The organism is Methylocystis sp. NC52PC (assembly GCF_055698645.1).
This window is the reverse complement of record NZ_CP170127.1, coordinates 144514-160915: the sequence shown is the minus strand read 5'-3', so window position 1 is coordinate 160915 and position 16402 is coordinate 144514. Positions and strand designations below refer to the sequence as shown.

The window sequence follows — 16402 nt, the reverse complement described above, 5'->3', positions numbered from 1 at the left end:
TGCCGGAAGCGTTGAAAAACCCAGAAAATGCGGGACTTTCAGCGACGAAAGCGGTACCTTACGCAACATGATCGAGCGCTTCGACGAGCTTCCTGACGACGTTGACGAACTGAAGGCGCTGGCGCGCGATGCCTTGGCGCGCGTCGATCGTTCAGAGACCGACGCGCAGGCATTCCGTTCGCAAACATTGAGCCTGACGGCGAAGGTCGAGGATCTCACGCAAACGAATGCGGCGGCGAAAGACGAGATCGATCGGCTGACTTCGATCATCAAGACGCTTCATCGCGACCGCTTCGGGAAGCGCTGCGAAAAGCTCGGCGCCGACGACGCCGAGCAACAAAGCTTCGTGTTCGAGGAAGTCGAAACCGGGCTCGCGGCAATCGACGCGCGGTTGGCCGCGAAGGCGGACTCCAAGCCGCGCAAGACGCCTCGCGACAAGCCACGGTTTCCCTCGCATCTGGAGCGGGTCGAGGAAGTCATGGAGCCTGAGATTCCCGATGAGCTCCAAGGCAAGGAGCGAGTCGAGATCGGGCGGGAGGAGAGCGTCAGGCTCGATGTCGTGCGCGCGCGTTTCCGGCTGATCGTGACGATCCGGCCGAAATACGCCTACAAGGACCCCGCCGTAATCCTGCAAGCGCCGGCGCCCGAGCACATCGTGGAAGCCGGCTTGCCGACGGAAGCGCTGCTCGCGCAAGTCGCGGTGTCGAAATACGCCGATGGGCTGCCGCTCTACCGCCAGGAGGCCATCTACGTTCGCGACGGCGTTGAGCTGGGACGCTCGCTGATGGCGCAATGGATGGGCGCGGTGGGTTTCCACTTCGAGCCGCTGGCGGCGCATGTGCTCGCGCGCATCCGCGAGGGCGAACGGATCTTCGCCGACGAAACGACGCTGCCCACGTTGAGCCCTGGCGCCGGGAAGACCAAGACGTCATGGTTGTGGGCCTATGCGCGGGATGATCGGCCATTCGGAGGCGCGGGACCGCCGATGGTCGCCTACCGGTTCGAGGAGAGTCGATCCGGCGATTGCGCGGCGCGCCACCTGGGCGATTATCGCGGCATTCTACAATGCGACGGCTATGCAGGGTATCGCAAGCTCGCGGGCGCTCCTCATTCCAACAGCCTGCGTCTGGCCGGATGTTGGGCCCATCTGCGCCGCCGGTTCTTCGACCTTCACGCCAACGGCGAGTCGGTCATCGCGACGGCGACGGTCGAACAAATGAAGCAATTGTGGGCCGTCGAGGAGGAAGTGCGCGGTCAGCCGCCACAGGCGCGTCTGGCGGCGCGAAGGGCGACATCGGTCGACATCGTGCAAGCATTGTTCGACCTCTGGGAGCGCGAGCTGCCGCGCATCTCAGGCAAATCGAAATTGGCTGAGGCGATCCGCTATGCTCGTTCGCATCGAGCGGTCCTCGGCCTCTTCCTCGACGATGGCCGCGTGGAAATCGACTCCAATATTGTCGAGCGGGCGATCAGGCCCCAGGCCATTACGCGCAAGAACTCACTATTCGCCGGGTCCGCTGGCGGCGGACGGACGTGGGCTTCCATCGCCACCATGCTTCAGACTTGCAAAATGAACGGCGTCGATCCCTACGCCTGGGCCCAGCAGACCCTCGAACGAATCGCCGATCGATGGCCCAACAAGAACATCGAGGCGCTCATGCCCTGGAATTTCAAGCCCACCGAGTGAACGGTGCCGGGTGTACGCTTACCATCCTCAAGAAGAAAGCTGTCGTCTATGTTCGTCAGTCGACGCAATCGCAGGTGATGACCAACCTGGAGGGCAAGCGCCGCCAATATGATCTGGTTGATGTCGCCCGCCAACACGGTTTCGTGGATGTTGAAGTCATCGACGACGATCTCGGCCGGTCGGCGAGCGGAACGGTGGCGCGCCCCGGCTTTGACCGCTTGGTGGCATGGCTGTGCGCCGGGAAGGTCGGCGCTGTCTTGTGCTTCGATGCTTCCAGGCTCGCGCGAAACGGTCGCGATTGGCATCATCTGCTTGAATTGTGTGGGCTTGTCGAAGCCCGCGTCATTGATGGCGAGGGGGTCTATAACCCGTGTCGCCCCAATGATCGCTTACTCCTTGGCATGAAAGGCAGCATCAGCGAGTTCGAACTCGGCGTGCTACGCACCAGGATGTTGGACGCCGCCCGGTCCAAGGCCAGCAGGGGCGAGCTTCGCTTGTCGGTTCCCTTCGGCTACATCTGGCACCGGGAAGCAGGGCTTGGCCTTGATCCCGATAGATCGACGTCTCCAGGAGGTCATTCGCCTCGTCTTCGCCCGCTTTCGTGAACTCGGCAGCGCGCGCCAGGTTCTGCTCTCGATGAAAGCCGATCATATCCACTTCCCACGTCCCTCAGAGGAGGGCCGCATGACGAGCTTCGACTGGACGCCTATCCGCTACCGCAATGTGATCGCCGTTCTCAAGAATCCCTTCTACGCCGGGGTCTACGTTTATGGGAAAAGTGAGAAACGCACCTCCATTGTCGACGGAAGGGCGCGACGGAGCTACGGGCATGGCAAGCCGATCGGGACATGGGAGGTGATGATCAAGGATCATCACGAAGGCTATATCCAGTGGGCGGAATATGAGCGCAACCAGAAGCAGCTCGCCCTCAACAATTACGGCCATGCCGGAGGCGCGAAGTCTGGCCGGGGCGGCAAGGCGCTTTTGTCAGGCGTCATGACTTGCCGTCGATGCGGACGGCGACTGAGCGTCGCATATACGGGCAATCCTCAGAGTCGGCCGGTATATCGCTGTGACAAACAAAACCTTATGATGGGGCTGCCACGGTGCATGACCTTCGGCGGCCCGCGGGTCGATGCGGCTGTCTCCCGGGAGTTGTTGCTGGTGGTGGAGCCAATGGCGATTGCGGCGGCTTTCGAGGCGGAGCGGATGCACCGGGAACAACAGGAAGACCAGCAACGCATCTTGGACATGGAAATGCAGCAGGCTCGCTATGAGGCAAGTCTGGCCGAGCGCCGTTATGCGGCCTGCGATCCCGACAATCGTCTCATTGCCGCGCAACTAGAAAAAAGCTGGGAGACGGCGCTGCGGCGTGTCCGCGAACTGGAGATGCGCCAGCCCGCGGAACGGCCATCAGCCCTCGAGGTCGACCCGAGCGCCTTCACGAACCTGGCGGATAATCTGTCGGCAGCATGGCATGCGCCGAACGTAACGATGCGTGCCCGACAACAACTGCTGCGGACATTGATCGCCGACGTCATCGTCGATGTCGACGACGACGCGCGCGAGGTCGTGCTGACGATTTATTGGCGTGGCGGTCAGCATTCCGAACTGCGCGTCCGTAAACCACGGGCTGGCGAGCACGGTTGCGCGACGACAGAGGACGCTTTGGCGGTCATGCGAAGCATGGCCGGTCGCTGGTCGGACGAGCATATCGCCGCGTCGCTCAATCGAATGGGCATGCCCACAGGCCAAGGCAAAACCTGGACAGCGCATCGCGTTGCTTCCGTTCGACGCGTGCGTCGAATCCATGCCTATCGATCGGCGGAAAAGGACGGCGAATGGCTCACCATGAGGGAGGCGGCAAAGCTGTTAGGCGTCACACACCATACGATTCGGCGCCTGATCAAAACGGGTGTCCTTCCTGCGGTGCAGGTTGTCGCCGGAGCTCCTCATCAAATACGGGCCGAGGACTTGGCGTCGGACCCGGTGAAGATGGCGGTGGCCCGTAAAGGTCGCCCGTGTCGCGCTGTTGACGCGGGCACGCTTCCAATGTTTCCAGACACTTAAAGAAAGGGCGCACAATGACTCACGCATCGCCTGGGGCCTGATTGCCCGCTCGACAATGTTGGAGTCGATTTCGACGCGGCCATCGTCGAGGAAGAGCCCGAGGACCGCTCGATGCGAACGGGCATAACGGATCGCTTCGGCCAATTTCGATTTGCCGGAGATGCGTGGCAGCTCGCGCTCCCAGAGATCGAACAACGCCTGCACGATGTCGCTCGATGTCGCCCTTCGCGCCGCCAGGCGCGCCTCTGGGGGCTGACCGCGCACCTCTTCCTCGACGGCCCACAATTGCTTCATTTGTACGACCGTCGCCGTCGCGACGAACGATTCGCCGTTGGCGTGAAGGTCGAAGAACCGGCGGCGCAGATGGGCCCAACATCCGGCCAGACGCAGGCCGTTGGAATGCGGAGCGCCCACGAGCTTGCGATATCCCGCGTAGCCATCGCATTGCAGGATGCCTTGATAATCGCCAAGGTGGCGCGCCGCGCAATCGCCGGATCGACTCTCCTCGAACCGGTAGGCGACCATCGGCGGTCCTGCGCCTCCGAAAGGCCGGTCATCCCGCGCATAGGCCCACAACCATGATGTCTTGGTCTTCCCGGCGCCAGGGCTCAACGTGGGCAGCGTCGTTTCGTCGGCGAAAATCCGCTCACCCTCGCGGATGCGCGCGAGCACATGAGCCGCGAGCGGCTCGAAGTGGAAGCCGACCGCGCCCATCCATTGCGCCATCAGCGAGCGTCCCAGCTCAACGCCGTCGCGAACGTAGATGGCCTCCTGGCGGTAGAGCGGCAGCCCATCGGCGTATTTGGACACCGCGACTTGCGCGAGCAGCGCTTCCGTCGGCAAGCCGGCTTCCACGATGTGCTCGGGCGCCGGCGCTTGCAGGATTACGGCGGGGTCCTTGTAGGCGTATTTCGGCCGGATCGTCACGATCAGCCGGAAACGCGCGCGCACGACATCGAGCCTGACGCTCTCCTCCCGCCCGATCTCGACTCGCTCCTTGCCTTGGAGCTCATCGGGAATCTCAGGCTCCATGACTTCCTCGACCCGCTCCAGATGCGAGGGAAACCGTGGCTTGTCGCGAGGCGTCTTGCGCGGCTTGGAGTCCGCCTTCGCGGCCAACCGCGCGTCGATTGCCGCGAGCCCGGTTTCGACTTCCTCGAACACGAAGCTTTGTTGCTCGGCGTCGTCGGCGCCGAGCTTTTCGCAGCGCTTCCCGAAGCGGTCGCGATGAAGCGTCTTGATGATCGAAGTCAGCCGATCGATCTCGTCTTTCGCCGCCGCATTCGTTTGCGTGAGATCCTCGACCTTCGCCGTCAGGCTCAATGTTTGCGAACGGAATGCCTGCGCGTCGGTCTCTGAACGATCGACGCGCGCCAAGGCATCGCGCGCCAGCGCCTTCAGTTCGTCAACGTCGTCAGGAAGCTCGCCGAAGCGCTCGATCATGTTGCGTAAGGTACCGCTTTCGTCGCTGAAAGTCCCGCACTTTCTGGGTTTTCAACGCTTCCGGCACGTCTTTTATAGGGTCAGCCTGCGCTCTGCGGCGCTCGTACGTCCACAGCCCGAACCCGTCGCCAATCGAGTCCTTCGACCAGCGCCATGACTTGCGCGTAGCTCAGACGAACCTCGTGGCTCCCCGCTGTCGGCCAGCAGAAATGCGAGTGCTCGAGACGCTTGGCGAAAAGACAAAGGCCCGAACCGTCCCACCACACGATCTTGATCCGGTCGGCTCTTTTCGCTCGGAAAACATAGAGGGAGCCATCGAACGGATCGGCCCCGGCATCCCGAACCAGTGAAACCAATCCTTCTGGACCTTTACGGAAATCCACGGCCGCCGCCCGCAACAGCACCCGTGCGCCCGGCGGGATCATGCCTCACGCACCGCGCGCAGCAGGCGGCGAAGGTCGGCTTCCGAAATGTCCGCGTTCACCCGCACGACCGCGCCGCCGATTTCTATCTCCACGCGCCGCGTCTTTGCCGCACGCGGCTCCGCCGGCGCCTGGCGATCGATTTTTTCCGCCCGCAGAGCGGCAGCGCGACGCCACCCGAAAAGTTGCGACGGCGCGATATCCAGCGAACGCGCCAGCGCCGAGACATTCGTGCCGGGCTCCAGCGACGCGGCGATCGCTCGGTCCTTGAAGTCCTCCGACCAACGTCGGCGTTCTCCGACCGGCGCTCCTTCGAGACGTTCCGCGCGGACCTCAATGAACTGGTTCGTGTCAGTCCTGCGCATAGGCGTAGACATAGATGTTGCTATCCATGTCCAACCGCTACCACTTCCACGCCGCTCGCCGGCAGAATGGCGCCGGCTGAACGCTTACGGTTTATGGGCAGACGGTCGAAAAGGACGGGATCGGGAGAATCAGTTCGCACCGAAGCGCCTCGAGCGCGCGTAAGCGTGACGGACCCGATCTGCGCACTTTCCATAAGGGCTCGCGGCGTGTGAAGGCCGCATAACGAAGCCGGACACACGACAGCGCTCGACCACATGCTCAGTGACCGAAATAAGATTTCGCTTGCATTCGTGGGGGCAATGGTATGGACCCCGCCCTTGGCCTAGGCTGGGATGTCGAACTGTCACTCGCAGAGCAGGAGACGACCATGCACATCGTCCGTATCGGCCTCGATCTCGCGAAATATGTCTTCCATCTTCACGGTGTTGACGAACGCGGCAAAGTCGTTTTGCGTAAGACTTTACGCCGCCCGGCCGTTGCGCCCTTCTTCGCGAATCTTCCGCCCTGCATTGTTGGAATGGAAGCCTCGAACGGCGCGCATTATTGGGCCAAGACGTTCTTCGAGCTTGGGCATGACGTTCGATTGATCAGCCCGCAGTTCGTCACGCCATACGTAAAATCCAACAAGAATGATCGGAATGACGCCGAGGCGATCTGTGAAGCAGTCGGCCGTCCGAACATGCGGTTCGTTCCGGTCAAATCCGCCGAACAGCTGGCGATCCAGGCTATTCATCGGATTCGCAGTCGTCTAGTCGCCAATAGGGTTAGACTTGTGAACCAGATCCGCGGCCTACTCGGCGAGCACGGCGTCGTTATTGCGCAGGCCATCGGCAATCTTCGGCGCACTTTGCCGCGGATCGTCGACGAGGAAGCAACGGTCTGAACAGCATTGTTCGGGAGTTGATCGGCGAATTGCGGGAGGAATTGATCGACCTTGATAAGCGGGTCGCAATTTACGATCGCAAAATCCGGGAATTGTATCGAACAAGCGAAGCATGTCAGCGCCTCGGCATGGTCGAAGGAATTGGACCTATTACTGCGACAGCGCTGGTCGCAGCGGCTGGCGATGCAAAATGCTTCAAGAATGGACGACAGTTCGCGGCATGGATCGGACTTGTCCCGAGACAACGATCGAGTGGCGGCCGATCGCGGCTGCTCGGCATCAGCAAACGCGGCGACCGATATCTTCGCACCTTGCTTATCCACGGCGCACGCGCCGCCTTGGGCCGGATACGAGGGAAGCAGGATCCGAGAAGCCTTTGGCTGCTCAAAGCGCGCGAACGCCATCATCCAAATGTCGTCGCCGTCGCGCTCGCCAACAAGAACGCTCGGATCGCATGGAGCTTGCTCGCCAGCGGCATGAACTACGATCAGCGTCTAACCGTCAGCTCGGCCTAACCGCAGCTAAGCATCCGGGAAACAGACAACCAAGGAGATTCCCACCAGCAATTGCAACGATTGGCAGTGATGGCGAAACGGTCACTCCGTCGCTTCCCGAACCTGATGTGTGGACCGGCATGGCGAGAGCCAATGCCTTGGGGGCATTGAGGTGGAAGCGCGCGAAAATCCATCGAGGCTCGCGGCAAGAACTTTTTCGGCCGCATCATGAAGCCGGATATACGTCAGCAGTTGTGACCGAAAGTCGGAACTGTCAAAGCCGTTGCAATCGGGCGGGGTCCATATACGTCCACACACGGTGCGACCGGGACACGCCGATTGGCTGTGGATGTCGTTACCTTTACAGTTGACCTGGGATCAGGGGGATGGCGTTGTGCCTCATGAGGAGCGACGCCGATGATGATCGAGGACCAGCTTCGAGAGCGGCTCAAGAAGGTCGAGGCGCTGTATTTCGGCTCGACGAGCACGGGCAAGCGCGAGGCGGACTTCATAGCCCTTTTCGAGCAAAAATTGCGAAAGATAGGCGCCATCCTGCCCGGTAACGCCAGTCACAAGCGCGCGCTTGGTCAATTCATCTCCTCAATGCCAAACGAGATAAGCAATGCGAGAGGGTAGGCATGCGTGAGCCGCAACCGCCGCAAATCCATCGAATTGGTTAGAAGAAAAAAGAAGTGGCGCTTCTATGCAGCCTTAACTCCAGCATGCGCTACCCAATTTGACAGAAACCATGCATATGTTCGCGCGATCCCCTGTTCGAGGCTGATCTCCGGTTTCCAGCCTAGTTCTCGGATCCGACTAGAATCCATCAGTTTGCGGGGCGTGCCATCAGGTTTAGTTGTATCAAACACAATATGTCCTTCGTAACCCACGCTCACAGCAACCAATTTCGCAAGTTCTCCGATCGAAATCTCCGAACCGGCGCCGCAGTTTATGTGTTCATATTCATCGAACTTATCCAAACAAAAGAGAACGCCTCGCGCTAGATCATCTACGTGGAGAAATTCTCGCAGCGGCTTTCCTGTCCCCCAGACAACTACTTCCCCGGTTCCCTCGATTCTCGCTTCATGGAACTTCCGTATGAGCGCAGGCAGAACGTGGCTTGTATTGAGGTCGAAATTATCATTTGGCCCATAGAGGTTGCACGGCATAACGGATATGTAACGCCGTCCATATTGTTTTCTATAAGCTTGGCAGAGTTTGATTCCCGCGATCTTTGCGACCGCATACCACTCGTTGGTTGGCTCGAGCGGGCCAGTCAAAAGCGATTCTTCCTTTATAGGCTGAGGTGCAAATTTCGGATAAATGCATGAAGACCCCAAGAACACGAGGCGATCTATTCCTGCTTGATGCGCTGAATGGATAATATTGGTTTCAATGGCAAGGTTATCGTAGATGAAATCCGCCGGAAAACTATCATTCGCAGAGATCCCACCGACTTTTGCAGCGGCAAATAATATCGCGTCAGGCTTGTTCTGCTTGAGCCAAACCTCGACAGCAAGTTGGTTGCGGAGGTCAACAATGGATCGATCGACCTCAAGAACGTCGTCTCCGCGTCCCTTCAATTGGCGCACAAGAGCGGAGCCAACCATGCCCTTATGACCGGCCACCCAAACGCGCTTTTTGCTCATTACAGTTCCCCTCAAAAAGAATTGCTTTTAGTTCTCTATTGTCCCGAACCAACTACGGCTCGTCAAGGGTGAGAAGTCTCTGCCTCTTGCAGCTGACCACGTACGTAGCCAAAGCGTACAATATCGTCCTTGCCGAGATAGGAGCCCGTCTGCACCTCGATGAGCTCGAGATCGATCTTGCCCGGGTTGGTGAGCCGGTGTTTGCAGCCGATCGGCAGATAGATCGACTCGTTTTCGTGCACCAGATGCAGCTCCTCGTCGCGGCCGACCTCGGCGGTGCCGCGCACGACGATCCAGTGTTCGGCGCGGTGGAAATGCTTTTGCAGGGACAGCCGCTCGCCCGGCTTCACGACGATGCGCTTGACCTGATAGCGCTGGCCCTCGTCGATCGCCTGATAATAGCCCCAGGGCCGGAAGATGCGCTTGTGCTCGCCGGCTTCGCGGCGGTTCTGCGTCTTGAGCTGGTCCACGAGCTGCTTCACCCGGTCGCCATGTTCGTGGTTGAGCACGAGCACGGCGTCCTGCGTCGTCACCACGATGACGTCATTGACGCCGACGACGGTGGTCAGAGTGTCCTCGGAGCGGACATGGACGTTCGAGGCGTCCATCACGACGCCCTGGCCGCGCACCGAATTGCCGAATTCGTCGCGCTCGGACAATTCCCAGACCGCGCGCCAGGTGCCGACGTCCGACCAGCCGATGTCGGCGGGGATCAGCGCCGCTTTGTCGGTCTTCTCCATCACCGTGTAGTCAATGGACTTTTTCGGCGCGCGGGCGAAGGCCTCGGCGTTGAGCACGCAGGCGCCGAGATCCTTGCTCGCGCCGTCGATCGCCGCCTCGGCGGCTTCGGCGATGGCGGGCTCGAAACGCGCGATCTCGGCCTGCATTACATCGGCGCGGAAAATGAAATTGCCGCTGTTCCAGTAATAGCCGGCGTCGATGTAGCGCTGCGCCGTCTCGGTCCGGCTTTTCGACGAAGGCGTCGAGCTTGAGCACTTCCCCGCCCGGATGGATCGGCGCGCCGGGCTGCAGATAGCCGTAGCCCGTGGCCGGGTGGTCCGGCTTGACGCCGAGCGTGACGATAAAGCCCTCGGCGGCGGCCTCTCCGGCCTTCTTGCACAATTCGGCGAGGCCGGCGCGGTCGCGCACGACATGGTCGGCGGCGAGCACGACGACGACCGTCTCGGGCGCGCGGCGCGCGGCGAGGCCGGCGGCCACGGCGACGGCCGGGCCGGAGTCGCGGCGCGAGGGTTCGAGGACGATGTCGGCCTCGGCGCCGATCTGGCGCAGCTGGTCGGCGATGAGGAAGCGATAGTCCTTATTGGAGATGACGATCGGCGTCTCGAAGGCCGGATCCGCCAGCATGGCGATGGTGGTCTGGAAGGTGGAGCGCTCGCCGACGAGCGGGATGAACTGCTTGGGCAGGGTCTCGCGCGACTCGGGCCACACCCGCGTGCCCGAACCGCCGCACATGATGACCGGCTCGCGCAGCCGATCGCCAATTGCGGTCAAATTGGCCGCATATTCCGCCGGCGCGCGCCCGCTCGGCGGGGCGCCATCTCGATCGCCTGGATACAAGCGTACGTTGCTTGCGAAAAAGGAGGGGGTTCCGGCTTGTGATCTTTCCCATCCGGTTGCGGCGCATACCTAAAGGGAAGCGCGATAACGCAAGTTACCGAGTCTTCATGGGCGTTATGAATCGTAGCAAATCATCATGCGAGGACAATGACCGGCGTTCCGATGGCGACGCGCGCATAAAGATGGGCGATGTCTTGGTTGATCATGCGAATGCACCCCGACGAAACGTTCGTTCCAATGGTTTCGGGCTCGGTGGTGCCGTGAATCCGGTAGCCGAGATCGCGGCCTTCGCCAAAAAGATACATGGCCCGGGCGCCAAGGGGACTGCGTGGGCCCCCTGGAACCCCGAGGCCGCGGGGGGTAGGCTGCAATTCAGCGACAATTTCTGGCGTTCGACTGACCATTTCCGACGGCGGGATCCAGTCAGGCCAGTCGCGCTTCATGTTTATGCGGGCGTCGCCAGACCAGGCGAACCCGTCGCGACCCACTCCAACGCCATAACGCGTCGCTTTGCCGATCTCTTCCACGAAATAGAGGTGTCGGGTCGCGGTATCGACAACGACCGTGCCTGGGCGCTCAGGACCGTTAAAGGCGACGGTTTGGCGAAGAAAGACCGGGTTGGCTTTCCGGTAATCAAACCCTCGGATTGCAAATCGCTCTCCCGGATATTCATTATAGATCGCCTTGTAGTCAGGGCGCGCCAGCGTGACGTCAAGAGGACGGCTGGAGGGGGCGCCCGTGCAGCCTGTGAGCGCCCCGGCGCCCGTAACGAGGGTGCCCGAGCAGAACTTGCGGCGGGTGATCATTTTTACGTCTCAACGATGGAACCTAGCCAAAGGCTCGGCGATCCCGGTTAACAATCATTTGACGAGGTCGCTTATACGAGCGGCCTAAGAAGAGAGACCAGCGCAATCTCCCGCCAGCTTTCTTGGCGAATGCGCCGGGTGAGATGGTTAGAGGCCTCTTCTGAAGCCGGCACAAGAGCGATCCACATCTGAATGCGTCTTATTGTCATCGCGCGCTTGTCATGAAAACAGCAGACTGCGAAGCTCGCGTCAAAGGCAGTATCGAGCGGGCGCGCCAGAATAGGAGCGCGCGCAGTAGATTCATAAGTCCAATCTCAGAAGCGATAACTTTATGTCGCCGCATTAGCCGAAACGCGGCCGCCGCGCTGGCAAATACCAGCGCGAGCCGCACAGTTAAGCGCGACCGCACGCATGGCACGGTCTCACATAGCCGGGCTCGAGCGACTGAGGAACCGCTTTCTACTCGCGGGAGAAGCCTGCCATTCCTACAAGCCGCATCGGGAAAATAACGATCAGGCTCAGTAGGATCAGCATGACGGTCGCGGCCGGAAACAGGTACGCCGCCAGCGCGAAGCAAATCGCCAAACCCCCCAAAACTTGTCTGGACTTCTCTGTGCGGTATTCGAGCCTCCTCGCCAGCTGCGCGGTAGACTGCACCCAGAGGCGTAGCGGATCGGCTTGGTCAGCCATGAACACAATTTCGATGCGGTCGTTAGGGGGAGTCGCCACGTGTTTCTCTCCTGCTCGCGCCGCATCATCACAAGGCTAGCAGATTCGCATGACCTCAGCGACTTCGAGCTTGGCCGACGGCCGTGGCCGAGGCGATGTCATCGAAGGACTGCGCCATTCGCTCCCAAACTCCGAGGAGGCGACGGGCATATGCGCCTCTCACGCGGGACCGCTCTCGGCGGTCTTGTCGTGATTGCACTCGCTCTAGATGATCAGAAGCGAGCCATACAAGCGGCGGCAAAAATGATTCGACTGGAGAAAGTCAGCAAATCTTATGGGGAGCTCCGGGTCATTGACGACGTTAGCCTGGCTATAAGACGCAGCGAGACAACAGTGTTAATCGGGCCCTCTGGATCGGGAAAATCCACGCTGCTGGCGTTGATGACAGGGCTGGAATGGCCCGACCGCGGGGCGATCACGATCGACGCCTGTCCGCTCACGCCTCGGTCGGCGCTCCGACTGCGGCGGCGTATGGGCTACGTCATCCAGGATGGCGGACTGTTCCCTCATCTCACTGCCCGCCAGAATGTCGAGCTCATGGCGAAGGAGGCCAGCTGGCCGGCGGAAAAGCGCCGTGAGCGGTTGGAGATGTTGTCCACCCTCACGAAAATCCCATCGTCCGTTCTTAACCGTTACCCCTTGGAGTTATCGGGGGGGCAGCGCCAACGTGTTTCCCTCATGCGGGCGCTGATGCTCGACCCTGATATCCTTCTAATGGATGAGCCCCTCGGCGCGCTTGATCCTATGATCCGAGCCGACCTGCAGGACCAACTCAAGACCATCTTTCAGAATCTGGCAAAGACTGTCGTGCTCGTCACGCACGACCTTGGCGAGGCGGCGTTCTTCGGGGAGACAATCATACTCGTGCATCAAGGGCGGATCGCTCAGCAGGGGCAATTCCACGACCTGGTCGAGCATCCGATAGAGCCCTTCGTCAGCCGGTTTATTCATGCGCAACTGCCGCGCCTTTCGATGTTCAATAGGCAGGCCCGCAACTCTAGAGGGCCGCGCGCGTGAAACGACGCGGAAGGAAATTCCTGCTTCTCCTTTGTCTCGCTGCGATACCGGGTTCGCTTGACGCGAGTCGCGCCGAAGAAGAAATTCGCATCGGCTCCAAGAAATTTACCGAGTCGGTGATCCTTGCCGACATAGCCTCAAAACTCGCGGGCTCGATCGGCGCAACCGTAATCCATCGTCAAGAACTCGGTGGAACAAGGCTGTTGTGGGGGGCCTTGCTGGCGGGCGAGATCGACGTCTACCCAGAATACACCGGAACGCTCATGGGCGAGATGTTCGCGCGTGAAGGCGTCCGCGATCAGGCGTCGCTTGGCCAGGCGCTTGCCAAGCGTGGGCTCCTCATCAGCCGCTCGCTCGGCTTTAGCAACGCCTACGGTCTGGGCATGGCGGCGGGCCGAGCGGAGCTATTGAGAATCTCCAAGATCTCAGATCTTGCCCGTCATGCGTCGCTGCGTTTCGGGCTGAGCGATGAATTCCTCAGTCGGGCAGACGGTTGGCCTGCTGTCCAGGCGACTTACGGCCTGAGCGCCGCGGACGTCCGCGGATTGGACCACGACATTGCTTACAAAGGACTGGCCGAGGGTGCAATCGACGTAATGGACGTATACCGGACCGATCCCGAAGTAGAGTACTACGGCGTTCGAACCCTTGACGACGATTTGCACATTTTTCAGGAGAGTACGGCCATCCTTCTCTATCGGGCCGACCTCCGCCAGCGCGCGCCAAGGGCGCTCTCGGCTATGCTTCGGCTCGAGGGTCGCATCGACCAACAGTTAATGATCGGCATGAATCGCGCCGCGAAGGTCGACCGACGCTCAGAAAGCGAGGTGGCGGCTCAATTCTTGGCCGCAAATTTCTCATTGATCGATACGCAACCTTTAGAAGGTTTAACAAGACGACTTGTTCGTCGCACCATCGAACATCTAAAGCTTACCACCATCTCGCTTGGCGCGGCGATTCTCGTCGCCTTGCCGCTAGGCGTCATCGCCGCGAGGCGTCCAGTCCTCGGTCGAGCGATCCTGGCGGCGGCGAGCATTGTTCAGACAATCCCTTCGCTTGCGCTTTTAGTGTTCATGATCCCAATACTAGGCATTGGCCCGGGGCCCGCCATCGCCGCGCTATTTCTTTACAGTCTGTTACCGATCATCCGGAACACAGCGACGGCGTTGCAGGACATCCCCCCTTCCATCCGCATTTCCGCAATCGCGCTCGGCCTGACGCCTCGCCGGCGCCTAACGCTCATCGAGCTTCCGATGGCTTCGCCAGCAATTCTAGCCGGCATGAAAACGGCCGCAGTGATCAATGTTGGCGCTGCGACGCTTGGCGCCTTAATTGGAGCCGGAGGCTACGGCCAGCCGATTTTTACCGGCGTGCGACTGGATAATTTTGGTCTGATCCTCGAAGGCGCCGTGCCAGCGGCGCTGCTCGCACTTCTCGTGCAGGGGCTGTTCGACCTCGCCGAGCGTTATTTAACTCCCCGCGGGTTGCGTCTCAAGCCACCGGTCTGATCCTGGACTTGCTTCGCGTTAGGGATAGCATGTTCGCCAGGTTCAGACCTGCCGTCGGCTGATCGAGGCGAGCGGACGCTGTCCGCCCGAAGATGTTGGTGGGCCTTGGAGCTAGGCGGAAATGTCGGAGCCAACCGGCGACAAAGCGCATGAGCGCCACGCCGAAATCTGCGAGTGGCTCGGAAGCGCGTTCGATCCTGAAGACTTCGACCCAGAACCGCTCAAAGCGGACGTTGCCGCTCTCGCCCTCTCACCGGATGCTTACATCGCAAGGAGCGCTCCTAGCGGTCTTCTTAATATTGCCCATGGCGAGGCGCCGAATAGGCCCGTAATCGGGCTACAAGCCGCGTGGGTGGGCGAAAGGCGGCGGGGTTACCCTCGGGGGTAGTGGGGTTGACCATAGCCAAGCCCTTAGCATCACGAGGCCGGGCGCAGCAAGGTAACCGGCACGTCCACGAACAGATCCATTGGCGCTCGGTCCTTAGTGCGATGAGGAGCGTGATAACCACTCTGTATTGCCGCCAGTGACCCCTTGAAAATCAGTTTCGACGCCAACAACAATCCGATCCGTGACCTGCCAATTATAGCCCACCTGGCCTCCACCGACGAAACCAGGCTTCTTTGTCCAAGCAAATCCCGCTTGAGGAACCGATGCAAAAGCGGTTGAGTAAGGGAAATTCCCCGGCGCCAGTCGGGACCAATCCACAGTTGCGGGGGCGTTGCCGTTACTCCAAAGACCTCCCGCGTTCAGACCCACGTAAAACCCGGTCCAGGTCGGGAGCGGCGCGAGTTGTGTTCCCCTGGGGCCAGTGAGTTCGTCGCCATAAGCAAAGGGGACACCCAGGAGGACCAAAAATATCAAGGCGGCAGAAATCTTAGTCACTCGGTGCTTCCGGGAAATGCCTAGCTTATCAATTTTCGTCCGATCTTTTCCTTGTTGAAATTCTTACGGGTAATTTAGGCCCCACTGTGGCGACCGGGTTGTTGATTGCCTAATTCCATCCATGATCTGACCATCCCCCAGTAAATTGATTCGCGTTGATGTGCGTTTCCACTGCAGAGGACTTGCCATATAGCGGAGTTATCGAAAGCTTGGGTTTGGGCAAGCTATCAGGGTGTGGTGCAGGACAACAGCACAAAGGGAGCGGCCCAAGCACAGGTCCAAGGTTTAGCTGAAGATCGGGTCGTGCCGTTCAGAGCGATCACGAACTTTCGGAGCAATGCGATGGATCGAGATACCGCGGAAGCCAGAACAAAATTCGGACTAGCGATTGCGGCTTCGATACTGATCGGGGCGTTTTTCAAGCTCATCGCTTTGGCGCTGTTCTTGATCGCCGTCCTCTTAATTGTATCTGGCAAGGAACCACAAAAAACTCGGGAATTCCTCGCAGGCGTTCCAGGCGGTAACTACGTCATCAAGGCACTGGCCCGCGTGGATGAGTGGATTTCGTAAGGATGGCTCAAGTCATCCCGAGAACTGAGCAATGACGAAAGCCGGCGCTTCCGGCCCTTAGATTGCGCCGGTGTTTATATCGAATTCATTTTGTTACTGCAGTTAGGTCGAGCTCATGAAGAAATTGAAAGAGCGTGTGTCTCAATTCATCGCAGACCGATTCCCTGACGAGGAGGTTCCCGTTGAAGCTTTGTGCCAAGACAAGAATGGAACGTATGTAATCCCTTACGCATGCTGCCGCTTTGATGAAGAATGGCGCAATTTCGACACCGACGAAACGGTGACCGCCACTATCAT

At 60.0% G+C, this 16402-nt stretch carries 12 protein-coding genes and 3 pseudogenes; 7 read left to right on the top strand and 8 right to left on the bottom strand.

The window, feature by feature from the left end:
- Positions 1-67 precede the first annotated feature (67 nt).
- The 3 genes and pseudogenes from tnpC (ACETII_RS02455) to ACETII_RS02445 all read left to right on the top strand — a co-directional run.
- Entirely contained in the window at positions 68-1687 is a 1620-nt protein-coding gene (gene tnpC / locus ACETII_RS02455; protein WP_472786971.1) for an IS66 family transposase, read from the top strand.
- Positions 1684-2292 (top strand): recombinase family protein, encoded by a 609-nt coding sequence (locus ACETII_RS02450; RefSeq protein WP_472786970.1) that lies wholly within the window; start codon positions 1684-1686, stop codon positions 2290-2292. Before tnpC (ACETII_RS02455) ends, ACETII_RS02450 begins: the two co-directional genes overlap by 4 nt.
- Positions 2225-3607: pseudogene (locus ACETII_RS02445) on the top strand (recombinase family protein); the annotation flags it as partial. The gene ACETII_RS02450 and the pseudogene ACETII_RS02445, both read left to right, overlap by 68 nt.
- Here ACETII_RS02445 and tnpC (ACETII_RS02440) read toward each other — a convergent pair.
- The 3 genes from tnpC (ACETII_RS02440) to ACETII_RS02430 form a co-directional block, all read right to left on the bottom strand.
- On the bottom strand, positions 3560-5200 hold the full coding sequence (gene tnpC / locus ACETII_RS02440) for an IS66 family transposase (RefSeq protein ID WP_472786969.1): 1641 nt from the start codon (positions 5198-5200) through the stop codon (positions 3560-3562). The pseudogene ACETII_RS02445 and the gene tnpC (ACETII_RS02440) overlap by 48 nt on opposite strands.
- Before the next feature lie 80 nt (positions 5201-5280).
- Entirely contained in the window at positions 5281-5625 is a 345-nt protein-coding gene (gene tnpB / locus ACETII_RS02435) for an IS66 family insertion sequence element accessory protein TnpB (protein WP_472786968.1), read from the bottom strand.
- Positions 5622-5999, bottom strand: coding sequence for a transposase (locus tag ACETII_RS02430; RefSeq protein WP_472786967.1), 378 nt, complete (start codon positions 5997-5999; stop codon positions 5622-5624). Before ACETII_RS02430 ends, tnpB begins: the two co-directional genes overlap by 4 nt.
- Positions 6000-6355: 356 nt before the next feature.
- Here ACETII_RS02430 and ACETII_RS02425 point away from each other — a divergent pair.
- Positions 6356-7386: pseudogene (locus ACETII_RS02425) on the top strand (IS110 family RNA-guided transposase).
- A 378-nt stretch (positions 7387-7764) separates the two neighbouring features.
- Here ACETII_RS02425 and ACETII_RS02420 read toward each other — a convergent pair.
- The 5 genes and pseudogenes from ACETII_RS02420 to ACETII_RS02400 all read right to left on the bottom strand — a co-directional run bounded on the left by ACETII_RS02420 (position 7765) and on the right by ACETII_RS02400 (position 12127).
- A complete protein-coding gene (locus tag ACETII_RS02420) occupies positions 7765-7938 on the bottom strand; it encodes a GDP-mannose 4,6-dehydratase (RefSeq protein ID WP_472788207.1) in 174 nt (57 codons plus the stop codon).
- A 128-nt stretch (positions 7939-8066) separates the two neighbouring features.
- Positions 8067-9014 carry a GDP-L-fucose synthase gene (gene fcl / locus ACETII_RS02415; protein ID WP_472786966.1) on the bottom strand — a complete coding sequence of 316 codons (948 nt, stop codon included), beginning with the start codon at positions 9012-9014 and terminating at the stop codon, positions 8067-8069.
- A gap of 62 nt (positions 9015-9076) precedes the next feature.
- Positions 9077-10487 (bottom strand): annotated as a pseudogene (locus ACETII_RS02410) (mannose-1-phosphate guanylyltransferase/mannose-6-phosphate isomerase).
- Between the two features lie 239 nt (positions 10488-10726).
- The gene (locus tag ACETII_RS02405) at positions 10727-11398 is read right to left on the bottom strand and encodes a L,D-transpeptidase (protein ID WP_472786965.1); all 672 of its coding nucleotides are present in this window, start codon (positions 11396-11398) and stop codon (positions 10727-10729) included.
- Positions 11399-11857: 459 nt separating this feature from the next.
- On the bottom strand, positions 11858-12127 hold the full coding sequence (locus ACETII_RS02400; protein WP_472786964.1) for a hypothetical protein: 270 nt from the start codon (positions 12125-12127) through the stop codon (positions 11858-11860).
- A 243-nt stretch (positions 12128-12370) separates the two neighbouring features.
- On the opposite strand from ACETII_RS02400, the gene ACETII_RS02395 reads away from it, so the two are divergent.
- The 3 genes from ACETII_RS02395 to ACETII_RS02385 all read left to right on the top strand — a co-directional run bounded on the left by ACETII_RS02395 (position 12371) and on the right by ACETII_RS02385 (position 16105).
- Complete coding sequence (locus ACETII_RS02395) at positions 12371-13144, top strand: ATP-binding cassette domain-containing protein (protein WP_472786963.1); 774 nt, start codon at positions 12371-12373, stop codon at positions 13142-13144.
- Positions 13141-14652 carry an ABC transporter permease/substrate-binding protein gene (locus tag ACETII_RS02390; protein WP_472786962.1) on the top strand — a complete coding sequence of 504 codons (1512 nt, stop codon included), beginning with the start codon at positions 13141-13143 and terminating at the stop codon, positions 14650-14652. The genes ACETII_RS02395 and ACETII_RS02390 overlap by 4 nt, the downstream gene beginning before the upstream one ends.
- A 1117-nt stretch (positions 14653-15769) precedes the next feature.
- The gene (locus tag ACETII_RS02385; RefSeq protein WP_472786961.1) at positions 15770-16105 is read left to right on the top strand and encodes a hypothetical protein; all 336 of its coding nucleotides are present in this window, start codon (positions 15770-15772) and stop codon (positions 16103-16105) included.
- The last annotated feature ends 297 nt before the right edge of the window (positions 16106-16402 follow it).